This window comes from Pseudomonas sp. CFBP2511 (genome assembly GCF_030209255.1).
GTDB classification, from domain to species: Bacteria; Pseudomonadota; Gammaproteobacteria; order Pseudomonadales; family Pseudomonadaceae; genus Aquipseudomonas; species Aquipseudomonas avellanae.
Genome location: NZ_JARVSI010000028.1, coordinates 194878 through 209747, shown reverse-complemented (window position 1 = coordinate 209747; position 14870 = coordinate 194878). Strand labels below are relative to the sequence as shown.

The 14870-nt window shown below is 58.5% G+C and carries 15 protein-coding genes; all 15 read left to right on the top strand.

The genetic code is table 11. From position 1 onward, the window contains the following. Positions 1–199: 199 nt before the first annotated feature. The 15 genes from fliL to QRN38_RS23670 all read left to right on the top strand — a co-directional run bounded on the left by fliL (position 200) and on the right by QRN38_RS23670 (position 14862). Complete coding sequence (gene fliL, locus QRN38_RS23740; protein WP_007244365.1) at positions 200–703, top strand: flagellar basal body-associated protein FliL; 504 nt, start codon at positions 200–202, stop codon at positions 701–703. Positions 704–712: 9 nt separating this feature from the next. Beyond that, positions 713–1681 (top strand): flagellar motor switch protein FliM, encoded by a 969-nt coding sequence (fliM, locus tag QRN38_RS23735; protein ID WP_003378750.1) that lies wholly within the window; start codon positions 713–715, stop codon positions 1679–1681. 61 nt (positions 1682–1742) lie between these two features. Further along, on the top strand, positions 1743–2201 hold the full coding sequence (gene fliN, locus QRN38_RS23730) for a flagellar motor switch protein FliN (RefSeq protein ID WP_003378749.1): 459 nt from the start codon (positions 1743–1745) through the stop codon (positions 2199–2201). Further along, on the top strand, positions 2202–2642 hold the full coding sequence (gene fliO / locus QRN38_RS23725; RefSeq protein ID WP_005766986.1) for a flagellar biosynthetic protein FliO: 441 nt from the start codon (positions 2202–2204) through the stop codon (positions 2640–2642). Continuing rightward, positions 2642–3394 (top strand): flagellar type III secretion system pore protein FliP, encoded by a 753-nt coding sequence (gene fliP / locus QRN38_RS23720; RefSeq protein ID WP_005616850.1) that lies wholly within the window; start codon positions 2642–2644, stop codon positions 3392–3394. Before fliO ends, fliP begins: the two co-directional genes overlap by 1 nt. Before the next feature lie 25 nt (positions 3395–3419). Next, a complete protein-coding gene (locus QRN38_RS23715) occupies positions 3420–3689 on the top strand; it encodes a flagellar biosynthetic protein FliQ (RefSeq protein ID WP_002554277.1) in 270 nt (89 codons plus the stop codon). 15 nt (positions 3690–3704) lie between these two features. Further along, positions 3705–4481: a flagellar biosynthetic protein FliR gene (gene fliR / locus QRN38_RS23710; protein ID WP_007244363.1), complete on the top strand. Its 777-nt coding sequence runs from the start codon at positions 3705–3707 to the stop codon at positions 4479–4481. Position 4482: 1 nt separating this feature from the next. After that, positions 4483–5619, top strand: a complete 1137-nt coding sequence (gene flhB, locus QRN38_RS23705) for a flagellar biosynthesis protein FlhB (protein WP_005766982.1) — start codon at positions 4483–4485, stop codon at positions 5617–5619. 384 nt (positions 5620–6003) lie between these two features. Further along, positions 6004–8133 carry a flagellar biosynthesis protein FlhA gene (gene flhA / locus QRN38_RS23700; RefSeq protein WP_005616857.1) on the top strand — a complete coding sequence of 710 codons (2130 nt, stop codon included), beginning with the start codon at positions 6004–6006 and terminating at the stop codon, positions 8131–8133. An 11-nt stretch (positions 8134–8144) separates the two neighbouring features. Then, complete coding sequence (flhF, locus tag QRN38_RS23695; protein WP_005766980.1) at positions 8145–9473, top strand: flagellar biosynthesis GTPase FlhF; 1329 nt, start codon at positions 8145–8147, stop codon at positions 9471–9473. Between the two features lie 115 nt (positions 9474–9588). After that, entirely contained in the window at positions 9589–10422 is an 834-nt protein-coding gene (gene fleN / locus QRN38_RS23690) for a flagellar synthesis regulator FleN (protein ID WP_003412391.1), read from the top strand. Further along, positions 10419–11159, top strand: a complete 741-nt coding sequence (gene fliA, locus QRN38_RS23685; protein WP_003378731.1) for an RNA polymerase sigma factor FliA — start codon at positions 10419–10421, stop codon at positions 11157–11159. The genes fleN and fliA overlap by 4 nt, the downstream gene beginning before the upstream one ends. Positions 11160–11411: 252 nt before the next feature. Next, positions 11412–11786: a chemotaxis response regulator CheY gene (locus QRN38_RS23680; protein WP_007244361.1), complete on the top strand. Its 375-nt coding sequence runs from the start codon at positions 11412–11414 to the stop codon at positions 11784–11786. 19 nt (positions 11787–11805) lie between these two features. After that, a complete protein-coding gene (locus QRN38_RS23675) occupies positions 11806–12591 on the top strand; it encodes a protein phosphatase CheZ (protein ID WP_005766975.1) in 786 nt (261 codons plus the stop codon). 33 nt (positions 12592–12624) lie between these two features. Then, complete coding sequence (locus QRN38_RS23670; RefSeq protein ID WP_057418954.1) at positions 12625–14862, top strand: chemotaxis protein CheA; 2238 nt, start codon at positions 12625–12627, stop codon at positions 14860–14862. Positions 14863–14870: the final 8 nt, after the last annotated feature.

Below are 14870 nucleotides of genomic sequence, written 5' to 3'. Positions count from 1 at the left end.
CGCGGAGAGTGGGAGAGATAATCATCATGGTCCAAGCCCGGTTTTCAGGGTTCATCAGGACTTATGTCATGTCCAGCGCCTGTCTCCGCGCGTAACCGTTTGTGTCAGATACATGCCCCTCTCGTACAACTCTGGCATAACACTTGCTCTTCCTCTGTCACGTATTGAAGAACCTCTTGAATAGTGACGGATTATTGGCATGGCGAAGAGCGAAGAAGTTGTTAAAGACCCGGCAGCCAAAGGCAAGCTCAAGCTCATCATCATCGCGGTTGTAGCGTTGCTGCTTGCAGTAGGCCTGTCGGTCGGGGCAACGTGGTTCCTGATGCACAAGAGCGAAAGCGCGCCAGACCCGGCAGCCGCCGCAGCGGCAGCGAACGTCAAGCCAGTGGCGGTGTTCGAACCCATGACACCAGCCTTCGTGGTCAACTTCAACGCCAACGGTCGCCAGCGCTACATGCAGGTCAGCATCACCATGCTGGGCCGCAATGCAGCTGACATGGAAGCGCTGAAAGTGCACATGCCCCTGATCCGCAATAACCTTGTCATGCTATTCGCGGCCATCCCCTTCGAGTCGCTGGCCTCGCCGATCGGCCAGGAAATGCTGCGTCAGAAAGCGACGGCGAGCATTCAGGAAGTGGCACAGAAAGAACTCGGCAAGACTGTGATCGAACAGCTGCTCTTCACTAACTTCGTATTGCAGTAGGATCCTCACATGGCCGTGCAAGACCTGCTCTCCCAGGATGAGATCGACGCGCTGCTGCATGGCGTTGACGACGGGATGGTCCAGACTGACATCGCCAGTGAGCCTGGCAGCGTCAAAAGTTACGACCTGACCAGTCAGGACCGTATCGTCCGTGGGCGTATGCCTACGCTGGAAATGATCAACGAGCGATTCGCCCGCTATACCCGCATCAGCATGTTCAACCTGCTGCGCCGCTCGGCGGATGTGGCAGTGGGCGGTGTTCAGGTCATGAAGTTCGGCGAATACGTGCATTCGCTGTACGTGCCGACCAGCCTTAATCTGGCCAAGATAAAACCGTTGCGCGGCACGGCGCTGTTCATTCTGGACGCCAAGCTGGTGTTCAAGCTGGTGGACAACTTCTTTGGTGGTGACGGTCGTCACGCCAAGATCGAAGGCCGTGAATTCACGCCGACCGAACTGCGTGTCGTGCGCATGGTGCTGGATCAGGCGTTCATCGATCTCAAGGAAGCCTGGCAGGCGATCATGGAAGTCAACTTCGAGTACATCAACTCGGAAGTGAACCCGGCCATGGCCAACATCGTCGGGCCGAGCGAGGCCGTGGTGATTTCCACTTTCCACATCGAACTCGATGGCGGTGGCGGCGATCTGCACGTGACCATGCCGTACTCGATGATCGAGCCGATCCGTGAAATGCTCGACGCCGGTTTCCAGTCGGACCTGGACGATCAGGACGAGCGCTGGGTCAACGCGCTCAAAGAAGATGTTCTGGACGTCAACGTGCCGCTCACCACCACCATTGCCCAGCGCCAACTGCCGTTGCGGGACATCCTGCACATGCGCCCTGGCGATGTGATCCCGGTGGAACTGAGCGATACGCTGGTCCTGCGTGCCAATGGCGTACCTTCGTTCAAGGTCAAGCTAGGCTCGCACAAGGGCAAGATGGCCCTGCAAGTAATCGAACCCATAGCGCGACGTTGACCTGTCTGGTTAACGTCGGAAATTGTTGCGTAACTGAAATACTGCGTGCAGAGGACTACCGATGGCTGATGAAAATGATATGACGTCTGCTGAAGATCAGGCGTTGGCCGATGAGTGGGCTGCTGCGTTGGGCGAAGCGGGCGACAGCCAGGCTGACATTGACGCGTTGCTGGCGGCGGACGCCGGGAATTCGGGCAGCCGGATGACCATGGAAGAGTTCGGCAGTGTGCCGAAAAGCGCTGGCCCGGTGACTCTGGATGGTCCGAACCTGGACGTGATCCTCGACATTCCGGTGTCGATCTCCATGGAAGTGGGCAGCACCGACATCAACATTCGCAACCTGTTGCAGCTTAACCAGGGCTCGGTGATCGAGCTGGACCGTCTGGCAGGCGAGCCGCTGGATGTGCTGGTCAACGGCACGCTCATCGCCCACGGCGAGGTGGTGGTGGTCAACGAAAAGTTCGGCATCCGTCTGACTGACGTGATCAGCCCGAGCGAACGCATCAAGAAGCTGCGCTGAATGAGGCGGTGGCTGAGTGTTCTGCTGACCGTGCCGTCGCTGGCCTGGGCTGTCGAGCCTGTTGCGCAGGCAGCACCGGCGCAGGTGGCCAACACGGTTTCCGGTGGCATGGGCGGGCAGGTGATGCAACTGCTGTTTGGCCTGATCGTGGTGGTCGGGCTGATTTTCGTGCTGGCGTGGGTCATGCGCCGGGTACAGCGCGTGGGGCCGAACAACGGGCAGGTCATCGAGCTGGTGAGCACGCGAGCGTTAGGCCCGCGTGATCGTCTGGTGCTGGTGCAGATTGGCAACGAGCAGGTGCTGCTGGGTATCACGCCGGGACGTATCACGCCCCTGCACGTACTCAAGGAACCTGTGCACGTGCCGGTTCGTGAGCAGACGACACCTGAATTCGCTCAGCGCCTGATGGAGCTGATGGGTAAGGATAAGGACAAGAAGTAATGGGCGCCTTGCGTTTCCTGATACTGCTGATGCTGGTCGTGGTGGCACCTGCTGCGCTGGCGGCCGATCCGCTGTCGATACCGGCGATCACGCTGTCCAACGGTGCCGACGGGCAGCAGGAATATTCGGTCAGTCTGCAGATTCTGCTGATCATGACTGCGCTGAGCTTTATTCCGGCGTTTGTCATGCTGATGACCAGTTTCACCCGGATCATCATCGTCTTTTCTATTCTGCGTCAGGCCCTTGGCTTGCAGCAGACACCGTCGAACCAGATCCTGACCGGCATGGCGCTGTTTTTGACCATGTTCATCATGGCGCCGGTTTTCGACCGGGTGAATCAGGACGCATTACAGCCCTACCTGGCTGAAAAGCTCACGGCGCAAGACGCCGTTGCCAAGGCGCAGGTGCCGATCAAGGATTTCATGCTGGCGCAGACCCGTACCAGCGACCTTGAGCTGTTCATGCGTTTGTCCAAACGTACCGATATTCCGACACCGGACGCTGCGCCGCTGACCATTCTGGTCCCGGCGTTCGTGATTTCGGAGCTCAAGACGGCGTTTCAGATCGGCTTCATGATCTTTATTCCGTTTCTGATCATCGACCTAGTGGTAGCCAGTGTGCTGATGGCGATGGGCATGATGATGCTCTCGCCGCTGATCATTTCCCTGCCGTTCAAGATCATGCTGTTCGTGCTGGTGGATGGCTGGGCGCTGATTGTCGGCACCCTGGCTGGCAGTTTTGGTGGCGTATGAGCCGTTTTACTGAGGAGTCTGCCCGATGACGCCGGAAGTTGCCGTCGATCTGTTTCGCGAAGCGCTGTGGCTGACCACGGTGCTGGTGGCGATCCTCGTAGTTCCGAGCCTGTTGTGCGGCCTGCTGGTGGCGATGTTTCAGGCGGCCACGCAGATCAACGAACAGACTCTGAGCTTCCTGCCGCGTCTGCTGGTGATGCTGGTGACGCTCATCGTCATCGGCCCCTGGCTGCTGAAAATATTCATGGAATACATGCTGTCGCTGTACACCAGTATTCCGACGCTGATCGGCTAGCGCCTCGTGCAGCCGATGCTTGCGCTGACCGATATCCAGATCAGTACCTGGGTAGCCAGCTTCATGCTGCCGATGTTTCGTATCGTCGCGCTGTTGATGACCATGCCGGTGATCGGCACCACGCTGGTTCCCCGGCGTGTCCGTCTTTACCTCGCCTTTGCCATCACGGTAGTGGTCGCGCCAGCGCTGCCGGCCATGCCGCCGGTTCAAGCGCTTGACCTCAGTGGGCTGTTGCTGATCGGCGAGCAGATCATCATCGGTGCCGGCATGGGGCTGTCCCTGCAGATGTTCTTCCATATCTTTGTGATTGCCGGGCAGATCATCTCGACGCAGATGGGGATGGGCTTCGCTTCGATGGTCGACCCCACCAACGGGGTGTCTTCGGCAGTGATCGGGCAGTTCTTCACCATGCTGGTGACCCTGTTGTTTCTGTCCATGAACGGTCATCTGGTGGCGCTGGAAATCCTTGTCGAAAGCTTCACCACGATGCCGGTGGGGGGTGGTCTGCTGGTCAACAACTTCTGGGAGCTGGCGAACGGGCTGGGCTGGGCGCTGAGCGCCGGGCTCAGGCTGGTTTTGCCCGCTGTCACGGCGCTGCTGATCATCAACATCGCCTTTGGCGTCATGACTCGCGCTGCGCCACAGCTCAACATCTTTTCGATCGGCTTCCCGCTGACTCTGGTGCTGGGCATGGTCATCCTGTGGATGACGATGGGTGACATTCTCAATCAGTATCAGCCCATTGCCACTCAGGCACTGCAGATGCTACGCGACATGGTGAGGGCTCGTTGAGATGGCAGAAAACGAGAATGGCCAGGACAAGACAGAAGACCCCACGGAAAAAAAGGTCAAGGACTCCAGAGCCGAGGGCCAGATTGCACGCTCCAAGGAGCTGACCACTTTGGTGGTCATGCTGATGGGGGCGGGCGGGTTGCTGATGTTCGGCGCAGGCATCGCGCAGATGATGTCCGACCTGATGCGCGACAACTTCACGATCAGCCGTGAAACGATCATGGATCAGTCGTACATGGGCAAGGCCTTGCTCAGCTCCGGCCTGCACGCGCTGGTGGTCATGCTGCCGTTTCTGATTGCCATGCTGGCGGCGGCGCTGGTCGGTCCGATCCTGCTCGGTGGCTGGCTGTTCTCGACCAAGTCGCTGATGCCCAAGTTCAGCCGAATGAACCCGGCAGCGGGGCTCAAGCGGATGTTTTCGCCCCATGCGCTGGTCGAATTGCTGAAGTCCTTTGGCAAGTTCCTGATCATCCTGGCCGTTGCACTGGTGGTCTTGAGCAAGGAACGTAACGACCTGGTGGCCATCGCCCACGAGCCGCTCGAGCAGGCGATGATCCACAGCCTGCTGGTGGTGGGCTGGAGCAGCTTCTGGATGGCCTGTGGCCTGATGTTCATTGCTGCTGCCGACGTACCCTTTGTGCTGTATGAGGCGCACAAGAAACTGCTGATGACCAAGCAGGAAGTGCGCGACGAGCACAAGAACAGCGAGGGCAGCCCCGAGGTCAAACAGCGTATTCGCCAGTTGCAACGCGAAATGTCCCAGCGACGCATGATGGCGTCGATTCCCGAAGCGGATGTCATCATCACCAACCCGACACACTTCGCCGTTGCCCTGAAATACGATCCCGAGCAGGGCGGAGCGCCAATGCTGCTGGCCAAGGGTACGGACCTTGTTGCCCTGAAAATTCGAGAAATCGGCGCGCACAACCAGATTCTGATCCTTGAATCGGCCGCGCTGGCACGCTCCATCTATTACAGCACCGAGCTGGACCAGGAAATTCCCGCAGGCCTGTATCTGGCCGTTGCCCAGGTATTGGCTTACGTCTACCAGATCCGCCAATTCCACTCAGGCCAGGGCAAACGCCCCGACCCCCTCGGCGACGTCAAAATCCCCCCTGATTTGCAGCGCGATGCTTAGCCTTCAGTGGCTGTCATAAAGTTGCCTTAGCTCTCTTCCAACGCTCTGCGTCCGCCTTTAAATGTACGGCGCGGCGCAGATCTGTGACGCGCAGCGTCACGACAGGCATTCCCATGCTGGAGTGGTAGGAACGATAGGTGTCCGGAAGAACACTATCGTGCCCGTGCTCCGCGTGGGCATGCCGTTCTGGACGCTTTGCGTCCGCTCTTTAGTGTGCGCAGCGCGAGGTTCTCTGGCTTCACTGATCACCTCGTCTTGCGCAATTTCTACCTCTAAAGCCTTGCCGGCACTGGCTTTGTAAAAGTTGGACAGCTTTTTGCAATAAGGTCGATACAGGTCGCCATCGGCGTCAATGTTTTGATCTAGTGCGCAGGTAACGAATCAGTGGATCGCTCTCAATTACTCAGTAGCGCACGCAGCAACATCACAGGCCTTGGCCGTGGTCAGTTGGGCGTTCCGTTGTTGTTGCTGATCATGCTGGCAATGATGATGTTGCCCATGCCACCGTTCCTGCTGGACGTACTGTTCACGTTCAACATTGCACTGTCCATCGTCGTGCTGCTGGTTTGCGTCTATGCCCTGCGGCCGCTGGATTTCTCTGTGTTTCCGACCATTCTGCTGGTCGCCACGTTGTTGCGTCTGGCGCTGAACGTCGCGTCGACGCGGGTGGTCATGCTTCACGGTCAGGACGGTCATGCTGCTGCGGGCAAGGTGATTCAGGCCTTCGGTGAAGTGGTGATCGGCGGTAACTACGTCGTCGGTATCGTGGTGTTCGCCATCCTGATGATCATCAACTTCGTGGTCATCACCAAGGGTGCCGGGCGTATTTCCGAGGTGAGCGCGCGCTTCACCCTCGACGCGATGCCCGGCAAGCAGATGGCAATCGACGCCGACCTCAACGCCGGCCTCATCGACCAGCCGGAAGCCAAGCGCCGTCGTGCCGAAGTGGCCCAGGAGGCCGAGTTCTACGGTTCCATGGACGGTGCCAGCAAGTTTGTACGCGGCGACGCAATTGCTGGCCTGCTGATTCTGTTCATCAACCTCATCGGCGGCATGCTGGTCGGTATCTTTCAGCACAATATGACCTTCGCCGATGCGGGTCGCGTTTACACCCTGCTGACCATCGGTGACGGTTTGGTGGCGCAATTGCCATCACTGCTCCTGTCCACCGCTGCCGCGATCATGGTGACCCGTGCTTCCGGTTCGGAAGAAATGGGCAAGCTGATCAATCGCCAGATGTTTGCCTCACCCAAGGCGCTGGCGGTATCCGCCGCGATCATGATCGTGATGGGGCTGGTGCCAGGCATGCCGCACTTCTCCTTTATCAGCCTTGGTCTGGTGGCCGCAGGTGGCGCATACCTGCTGTGGAAGAAAGACAATCAGGTGAAGGTCGAGGCGCTGGCCGAAGTGCAGCGTCAGCAGGACCTGCTGCCGTCGCCGACTCGCGTTCAGGACTCCAAGGAGCTGGGCTGGGATGACGTAACCCCGATCGATATCATCGGCCTGGAAGTGGGTTACCGTCTGATTCCGCTGGTGGACCGCAATCAGGGTGGTCAACTGCTGGCGCGGATCAAGGGTGTGCGCAAGAAACTGTCACAGGAACTTGGCTTTCTGATGCCCACCGTACACATCCGCGACAACCTCGATCTGGCACCCAGCGCTTACCGTCTGACGCTGATGGGGGTGATCCTCGCCGAAGCCGAGATCTATCCGGATCGCGAACTGGCGATCAACCCCGGTCAGGTGTTCGGCACGCTGAATGGCATCACCGCCAGAGACCCGGCGTTTGGCCTGGAAGCCGTCTGGATCGAAATCAGCCAGCGCAGTCAGGCGCAGTCACTCGGTTACACAGTGGTAGACGCCAGTACGGTAGTGGCAACCCACTTGAACCAGATTCTCTACAAGCACTCTCACGAGCTGATCGGTCACGAAGAAGTCCAGCAATTGATGCAATTGCTGTCCAAAAGCTCGCCCAAGCTCGCTGAAGAGCTGGTGCCTGGCGTGCTGTCCCTGTCGTCGCTGCTCAACGTGCTGCAGGCGTTGCTGGCCGAGCACGTACCTGTGCGGGATATCCGCAGCATTGCAGAGGCTATCGCCAACAACGCCGGGAAGAGTCAAGATACCGCCGCTCTGGTGGCCGCCGTGCGTGTCGGTCTGAGTCGCGCAATCGTCCAAAGCATTGTAGGCGTTGAGCCGGAGCTGCCTGTTATCACTCTGGAACCAAGGTTGGAACAGATATTGCTCAATAGTTTGCAGAAGGCTGGTCAGGGTCAGGAAGAAGGCGTTCTGCTTGAACCGAGCATGGCTGAAAAGCTCCAGCGTTCGTTGATTGAAGCGGCCCAGCGTCAGGAGATGCAAGGGTTGCCGGTCATTCTTCTGGTAGCAGGTCCTGTCCGGGCGATGCTGTCACGATTTGGACGATTGGCTGTACCGAACATGCATGTTCTGGCGTACCAGGAAATACCGGACAACAAGCAAGTAACCATCGTAGCGACTGTCGGGCCGAACGGCTGAGGTAGTGAGTCATGCAAGTTAAGCGATTTTTCGCCGCCGATATGCGTCAAGCCATGAAACTGGTTCGCGATGAGCTGGGCGCCGAGGCGGCCATCATCGGTAACCGGCGCATTGCCGGTGGCGTAGAGCTGACTGCCGCTCTGGATTACAAGCTGTCTGCCCTGGCGCCGCGTGTGCCGAATATGGAACTCGAAGACGAGCTGCGCAAGACTCAGTCGCGCATCGTCTCCGCTCAGGCCGAACTGAACAACCGTAGCGACAGCGATGCGTCGATCAACCTTCAGCTGTTTTCCGGCAAGCCGGTCAGTGCTGCCGACACGCATATCGAACCGACGCTCGAAGAGCCGCCACGCCCGTTTGCCTACGCTCCCGCACCGGCTGCAGAGCCTGCTGGCGGTCAGCGTGCCTTTGACTCGATGCGCTCTGAATTGAACGGCCTGCGCGAGCTGCTGGAAGTCCAGCTCGGCTCCCTTGCCTGGAACCAGCTACAAGGCAGCCGTCCGCAGCAGGCCAACCTGTGGCGCCGTCTGCAACGCGTCGGCCTGTCCGGCCCGCTGTCTCGCGATCTGCTGTCGATGATCCCGGACATCGACGAGCCTCGTCAGGCCTGGCGCATGCTGCTGGCCCATCTGGCCCGCATGATTGCTGTACCGGACATCGAGCCGCTGGAAGAGGGCGGAGTGATTGCCATGGTCGGTCCTGCCGGTATGGGCAAGACCACCACGCTGGCCAAACTGGCGGCACGTTATGTGTTGAAGTACGGCCCGCAGAATATCGCCCTGGTCAGTATGGACAGTTTCCGCATCGGCGCGCAGGAACAGCTCAAGACCCTTGGGCGCATCCTCAACGTGCCGGTCACCCATGTCGATCCGGGCCAGTCGCTGGTTCAGGCGCTGGAGCCTTTGCTGCGCAAGCGCGTGGTGCTGATCGATACCGCCGGGCTGCAGGCCAGTGATCCTGCGCTGCGCATGCAGCTGGAAAGCCTGGCAGGGCGCGGCATTAAATCACGTAACTACCTGGTGCTGGCGACGACCAGCCAGAAGCAGGTGCTGACCGCTGCGTATCACAGTTACAAAAGGTGTGGCCTGGCCGGATGCATTCTGACCAAGCTTGATGAAACAGCCAGCCTGGGCGAAGTCCTGAGCCTGGCGATCAGTCACGAATTACCGGTGGCCTACCTCACGGACGGTCCACGTATTCCTGATGACCTGCACACTCCACGACGTCATCAATTGGTGAGTCGTGCGGTGAGTGTGCAGATGCAGGATGAGCCTAGCGAGGAAGCGATGGCGGATATGTTTGCTGACCTCTATCACACCCCTGGCAAGAGAGTGGGTTAAGTGATGGATATTTTTGGAATGTCCCTGCGTCAACGGTCTGCCATGCGGTGTTCATTTGCGAACGTGCAGCCCTTGATGTGGTTTCGGTCTACGCAAGACAAGGTAAAGAAATAACATGGGCAGCATGCATCCCGTACAGGTTATCGCGGTGACCGGTGGCAAAGGTGGCGTCGGTAAGACTAACGTGTCAGTGAACCTATCACTGGCCCTCGCCGAGCTTGGCCGGCGCGTCATGCTGCTGGATGCCGACCTTGGCCTGGCCAATGTCGACGTTCTGCTTGGGCTGACGCCTAAACGCACGCTTGCCGATGTGATAGAGGGTCGCTGTGAATTGCGCGACGTTCTATTGCAGGGGCCGGGCGGCGTTCGTATCGTGCCTGCGGCCTCTGGCACCCAGAGCATGGTGCACCTGTCACCGGCCCAGCATGCCGGCCTTATTCAGGCGTTCAGCGAGATTGGCGACAACCTCGATGTGCTGGTGATCGATACCGCTGCCGGTATCGGCGAATCGGTGGTCAGCTTCGTGCGCGCCGCTCAGGAAGTGCTGCTGGTGGTGTGCGACGAGCCCACGTCGATCACCGATGCGTACGCCCTGATCAAACTGCTCAATCGCGACTACGGCATGAACCGTTTCCGGGTGCTGGCCAACATGGCCCAGAGCCCGCAGGAAGGACGCAACCTGTTCGCCAAACTCACCAAAGTGACTGATCGTTTTCTTGATGTTGCCCTGCAGTATGTAGGTGCCGTGCCGTACGACGAGTGCGTGCGCAAGGCGGTACAAAAGCAGCGTGCCGTCTACGAAGCATTCCCGCGTTCCAAATGTGCGCTGGCTTTCAAGGCCATTGCCCAGAAGGTTGATACCTGGCCGTTGCCAGCCAACCCGCGGGGTCATCTCGAGTTCTTCGTTGAGCGACTCGTTCACCAGACCAGTGCGGGGCCTGTGCAATGACTGCGAGCGGCTACCAGATGTACAGCAAGACTTCCCGTAATTCGCAGTACGAGTTGATCGAGCGTTATGCGCCGCTGGTCAAGCGTATCGCTTATCATCTGCTGGCGCGCTTGCCGGCCAGTGTGCAGGTCGAGGATCTGATTCAGGCTGGTATGATCGGCCTGCTCGAGGTTTCCACCAAGTATGATTCCACCAAGGGTGCGAGTTTCGAGACCTATGCCGGTATTCGCATTCGTGGTGCAATGCTCGATGAGGTTCGCAAGGGGGACTGGGCACCTCGCTCGGTTCACCGCAATACCCGTATGGTCAGTGACGCAATTCGCGCAATTGAAGCTAAAACCGGTCGTGACGCTAAAGATCACGAGGTTGCGGCCGAACTCCAGTTGAGTCTTGATGATTATTACGGGATTTTGAATGACACCTTGGGCAGCCGCCTCTTCAGTTTCGACGACCTGCTGCAGGACGGCGATCATGAAGGGCTGCACGAGGACGGCGCAAGCGGTTCGCTTGAGCCATCACGCGACCTGGAAGACGAGCGCTTCCAGGCAGCGTTGGCCGATGCAATTGCCAATTTGCCAGAGCGCGAGCGTCTGGTGTTGGCGCTGTACTACGACGAAGAGCTGAACCTCAAGGAAATCGGAGAGGTTCTTGGTGTCAGCGAATCTCGAGTCAGTCAGTTACACAGCCAGTGCGCAGCTCGTTTGCGAGGGCGTTTGGGGGAGTGGCGAGCGCGTTGACGGCAGTGCGCGACGTTTGTCGTGCGTTGTCTGCATGCCGGCTGTGCAAAGCGTTACGTGGTAGCAGGATAGACGAGGCAAGGGCCTGTCGGGCAATGTCTCGATGGGCTTTAGTCGCAGTCTTGACTGTCGTTGTGCCAAGCCCGTCGTCGTTTCGTATAGCTGGGGGTGTGCTGTGCCAGTATTGAGTGAACAGCGTGTTCAGGTGCTGAACGCGTTAAAGACTGCTTGGAGGTCGAATTGGACAAGAACATGAAAATCCTCATCGTTGATGACTTCTCAACGATGCGGCGGATCATCAAGAATCTGTTGCGTGATCTGGGGTTTACCAACACATCTGAAGCGGATGACGGTCTGACCGCATTGCCGATGCTGCAGAGCGGTGCCTTTGACTTTCTGGTGACGGACTGGAACATGCCTGGCATGACCGGTATCGACTTGTTGCGTCAGGTCCGTGCGGACGATCGTCTCAAAAGCCTTCCTGTACTGATGGTTACTGCCGAAGCCAAGCGTGAGCAGATCATTGAAGCTGCCCAGGCCGGGGTGAACGGTTATGTAGTCAAGCCATTCACGGCTCAAGCGCTGAAAGAGAAGATCGAAAAGATCTTTGAACGCGTCAATAGCTGATGCATGCCGTGAGGGCGCTATGGATAACAATGATTCGATGGCCGACTTTGAGTCGACCTTAAAAAGACACGCACAGGAACTCGTCACCAGCCTTGAAAAAGGCCGTTTCGGTGAAGCTGTGCAGCTGATCCATGAGCTCAATCAGACCCGTGACCGCGGCCTTTATCAGGAAGTGGGCAAGCTGACGCGTGAGTTGCACAGTGCAATCGTCAATTTCCACATTGATCCGCATATGCCTCAGGCCGAAGAGGTGTCGCAGATCACGGACGCGACGGAGCGTCTGTCCTACGTCGTCAGGCTGACCGAGAACGCGGCCAACCGTACGATGGATCTGGTCGAGGAAAGCACGCCGATCATGAATGGTCTGAGTTCCGACGCCAAGGCGTTGAGCGAAGACTGGGGACGCTTCATGCGTCGAGAAATCGGTGCCGAAGAGTTTCGTGAACTGGCCAAGCGCGTCGATGGTTTTCTGACGCGTACCGAGAAGGAAAGCCATACGGTTTCCGCGCACCTCAACGATATTCTGCTTGCTCAGGATTACCAGGACCTCACCGGTCAGGTGATCAAGCGCGTCACGCAACTGGTGACCGAAGTAGAGGGCAATTTGCTCAAGCTGGTGCTCATGGCCAGCCATGTCGATCGCTTCGCTGGCATCGAACATGACGAAGAATCCATCCTTGCTGAAAAAGATCCTAAAAAACATCTCGACAAGGGTGAAGGTCCGCAGATTCATGCCGATAAACGTGAAGACGTCGTATCCGGACAGGATGATGTAGACGATCTGCTATCGAGCCTCGGCTTCTAAGGTCTGTTGACGGTTAATTTTAGGGAGCACCCCATGAGCTTCGGCGCCGATGAAGAGATCCTTCAGGATTTTCTGGTAGAGGCCGGCGAAATTCTGGAGCAGTTGTCAGAACAATTGGTCGAGCTGGAAAGCCGACCGGATGATGCTGATCTGCTCAATGCAATTTTTCGCGGTTTTCACACTGTAAAAGGCGGCGCCGGCTTCCTCCAGCTCCATGAGCTGGTGGAGTGCTGCCACATCGCCGAGAACGTGTTCGACATCCTTCGCAAGGGTGAGCGGCGCGTTGATTCCGAACTGATGGATGTGGTCCTGGAAGCTCTGGACACGGTCAACAGCATGTTCGGCCAGGTACGTGAACGGACTGACGTGACTGCGGCGACGCCGGAACTGCTGGCGGCGCTGGCGCGTCTGGCCGAGCCTCAATCTGCCGACGAGGTTGCCGCTCCCGAGCCTGAACCGGTGGTCGAAGCTGTCGCGCCGGTAGCTGCATCAGCCGCCGCTGGCGATGACATCACCGACGATGAGTTCGAGCAACTGCTCGACTCGTTGCATGGCTCAAATCCGGTGTCTGTACCTGCAGCTCCGGTTGCAGCAGCCGTTGCAGCGCCTGCCAGCGACGAGATCACCGATCAGGAGTTCGAATCCCTGCTCGACCAGTTGCACGGCAAGGGCAAGTTTGCGGCCGATGTTGCTGCTGCTCCAGCGCCTGCACCTGCTGCCCAGAGCAGCAAGGCTGCGCCCGGCGACGAAATAACCGACGACGAGTTCGAAGCGTTGCTCGATCAGTTGCACGGCAAGGGCTCGTTTGACAGTGCTGTGGCCGCGCCGGTTGCCGCCGCTGTTGCCGCCAAGGCCCCGAGTGCTGCGAAGGCATCTGACGAGATCACCGATCACGAATTCGAAAACCTGCTGGACGAATTGCACGGCAAGGGCAAGTTCGAACCTCAGGCCATCGCTGCCAAGGCGTCTGCACCGGCCCCGGCTGCTGCGCCAGCAGCGGTTGCCAAGCCTGCTCCGGCACCTGTTGCCAAGGCGGCTGCACCTGCACCTGCACCTGCCCGGGCGCCTGCGCCTTCCGGCGAAAAACCGGTGGCCACGGAAGCTGAAACCACGGTTCGTGTCGATACCGCCCGACTGGACGAGATCATGAACATGGTCGGCGAACTGGTACTGGTGCGTAACCGTCTGGTGCGTCTGGGTCTGAACAGTGGCGATGAAGCCATGTCCAAGGCGGTTTCCAACCTGGATGTGGTCACTGCGGACCTGCAGACCGCGGTCATGAAGACCCGCATGCAGCCGATCAAGAAAGTCTTTGGTCGCTTCCCGCGTCTGGTACGTGACCTGGCTCGCCAGCTCAAGAAAGAGATCAACCTGGAACTGGTCGGTGAAGAAACCGACCTCGACAAGAACCTCGTAGAGGCGCTTGCCGACCCGCTGGTCCACTTGGTGCGCAACGCGGTCGACCACGGTATCGAAACGCCGGAAGAACGCGAAGCCTCGGGCAAGTCCCGCGGCGGCAAGGTGATTCTTTCGGCAGAGCAGGAAGGCGACCATATCCTGCTGTCGATTTCCGATGACGGCAAGGGCATGGACCCCAACGTGCTGCGCTCGATTGCGGTCAAACGCGGCGTTATGGACAAGGATGCAGCCGATCGGTTGAGCGACACCGATTGCTATAACCTGATCTTTGCACCGGGCTTCTCGACCAAGACCGAGATTTCCGATGTGTCGGGCCGTGGTGTGGGCATGGACGTGGTGAAAACCAAGATTTCCCAGCTCAACGGTTCGATCAACATCTATTCGACCAAGGGCCAAGGCTCGAAGATCGTCATCAAGGTGCCGTTGACCCTGGCGATCATGCCGACCCTGATGGTGATGCTGGGCAACCAGGCTTTCGCCTTCCCGCTGGTCAACGTCAACGAAATCTTCCACCTGAACCTGTCGACTACCAACGTTGTTGACGGCCAGGAAGTGGTGATCGTGCGTGATAAAGCCTTGCCGCTGTTCTATCTCAAGCGCTGGCTGGTCAGTTCGGCGGCTCACGAAGAGCAGCGAGAAGGGCACGTCGTGATTCTTACCGTCGGCACCCAGCGCATCGGCTTTGTCGTCGATCAACTGGTCGGTCAGGAAGAAGTGGTCATCAAACCGCTGGGCAAGATGCTGCAAGGTACGCCGGGCATGTCGGGCGCCACCATCACCGGTGACGGTCGCATCGCCTTGATTCTCGATGTACCCAGCATGCTCAAGCGTTACGCCGCTCGGCGTATTTGAATCCGGGG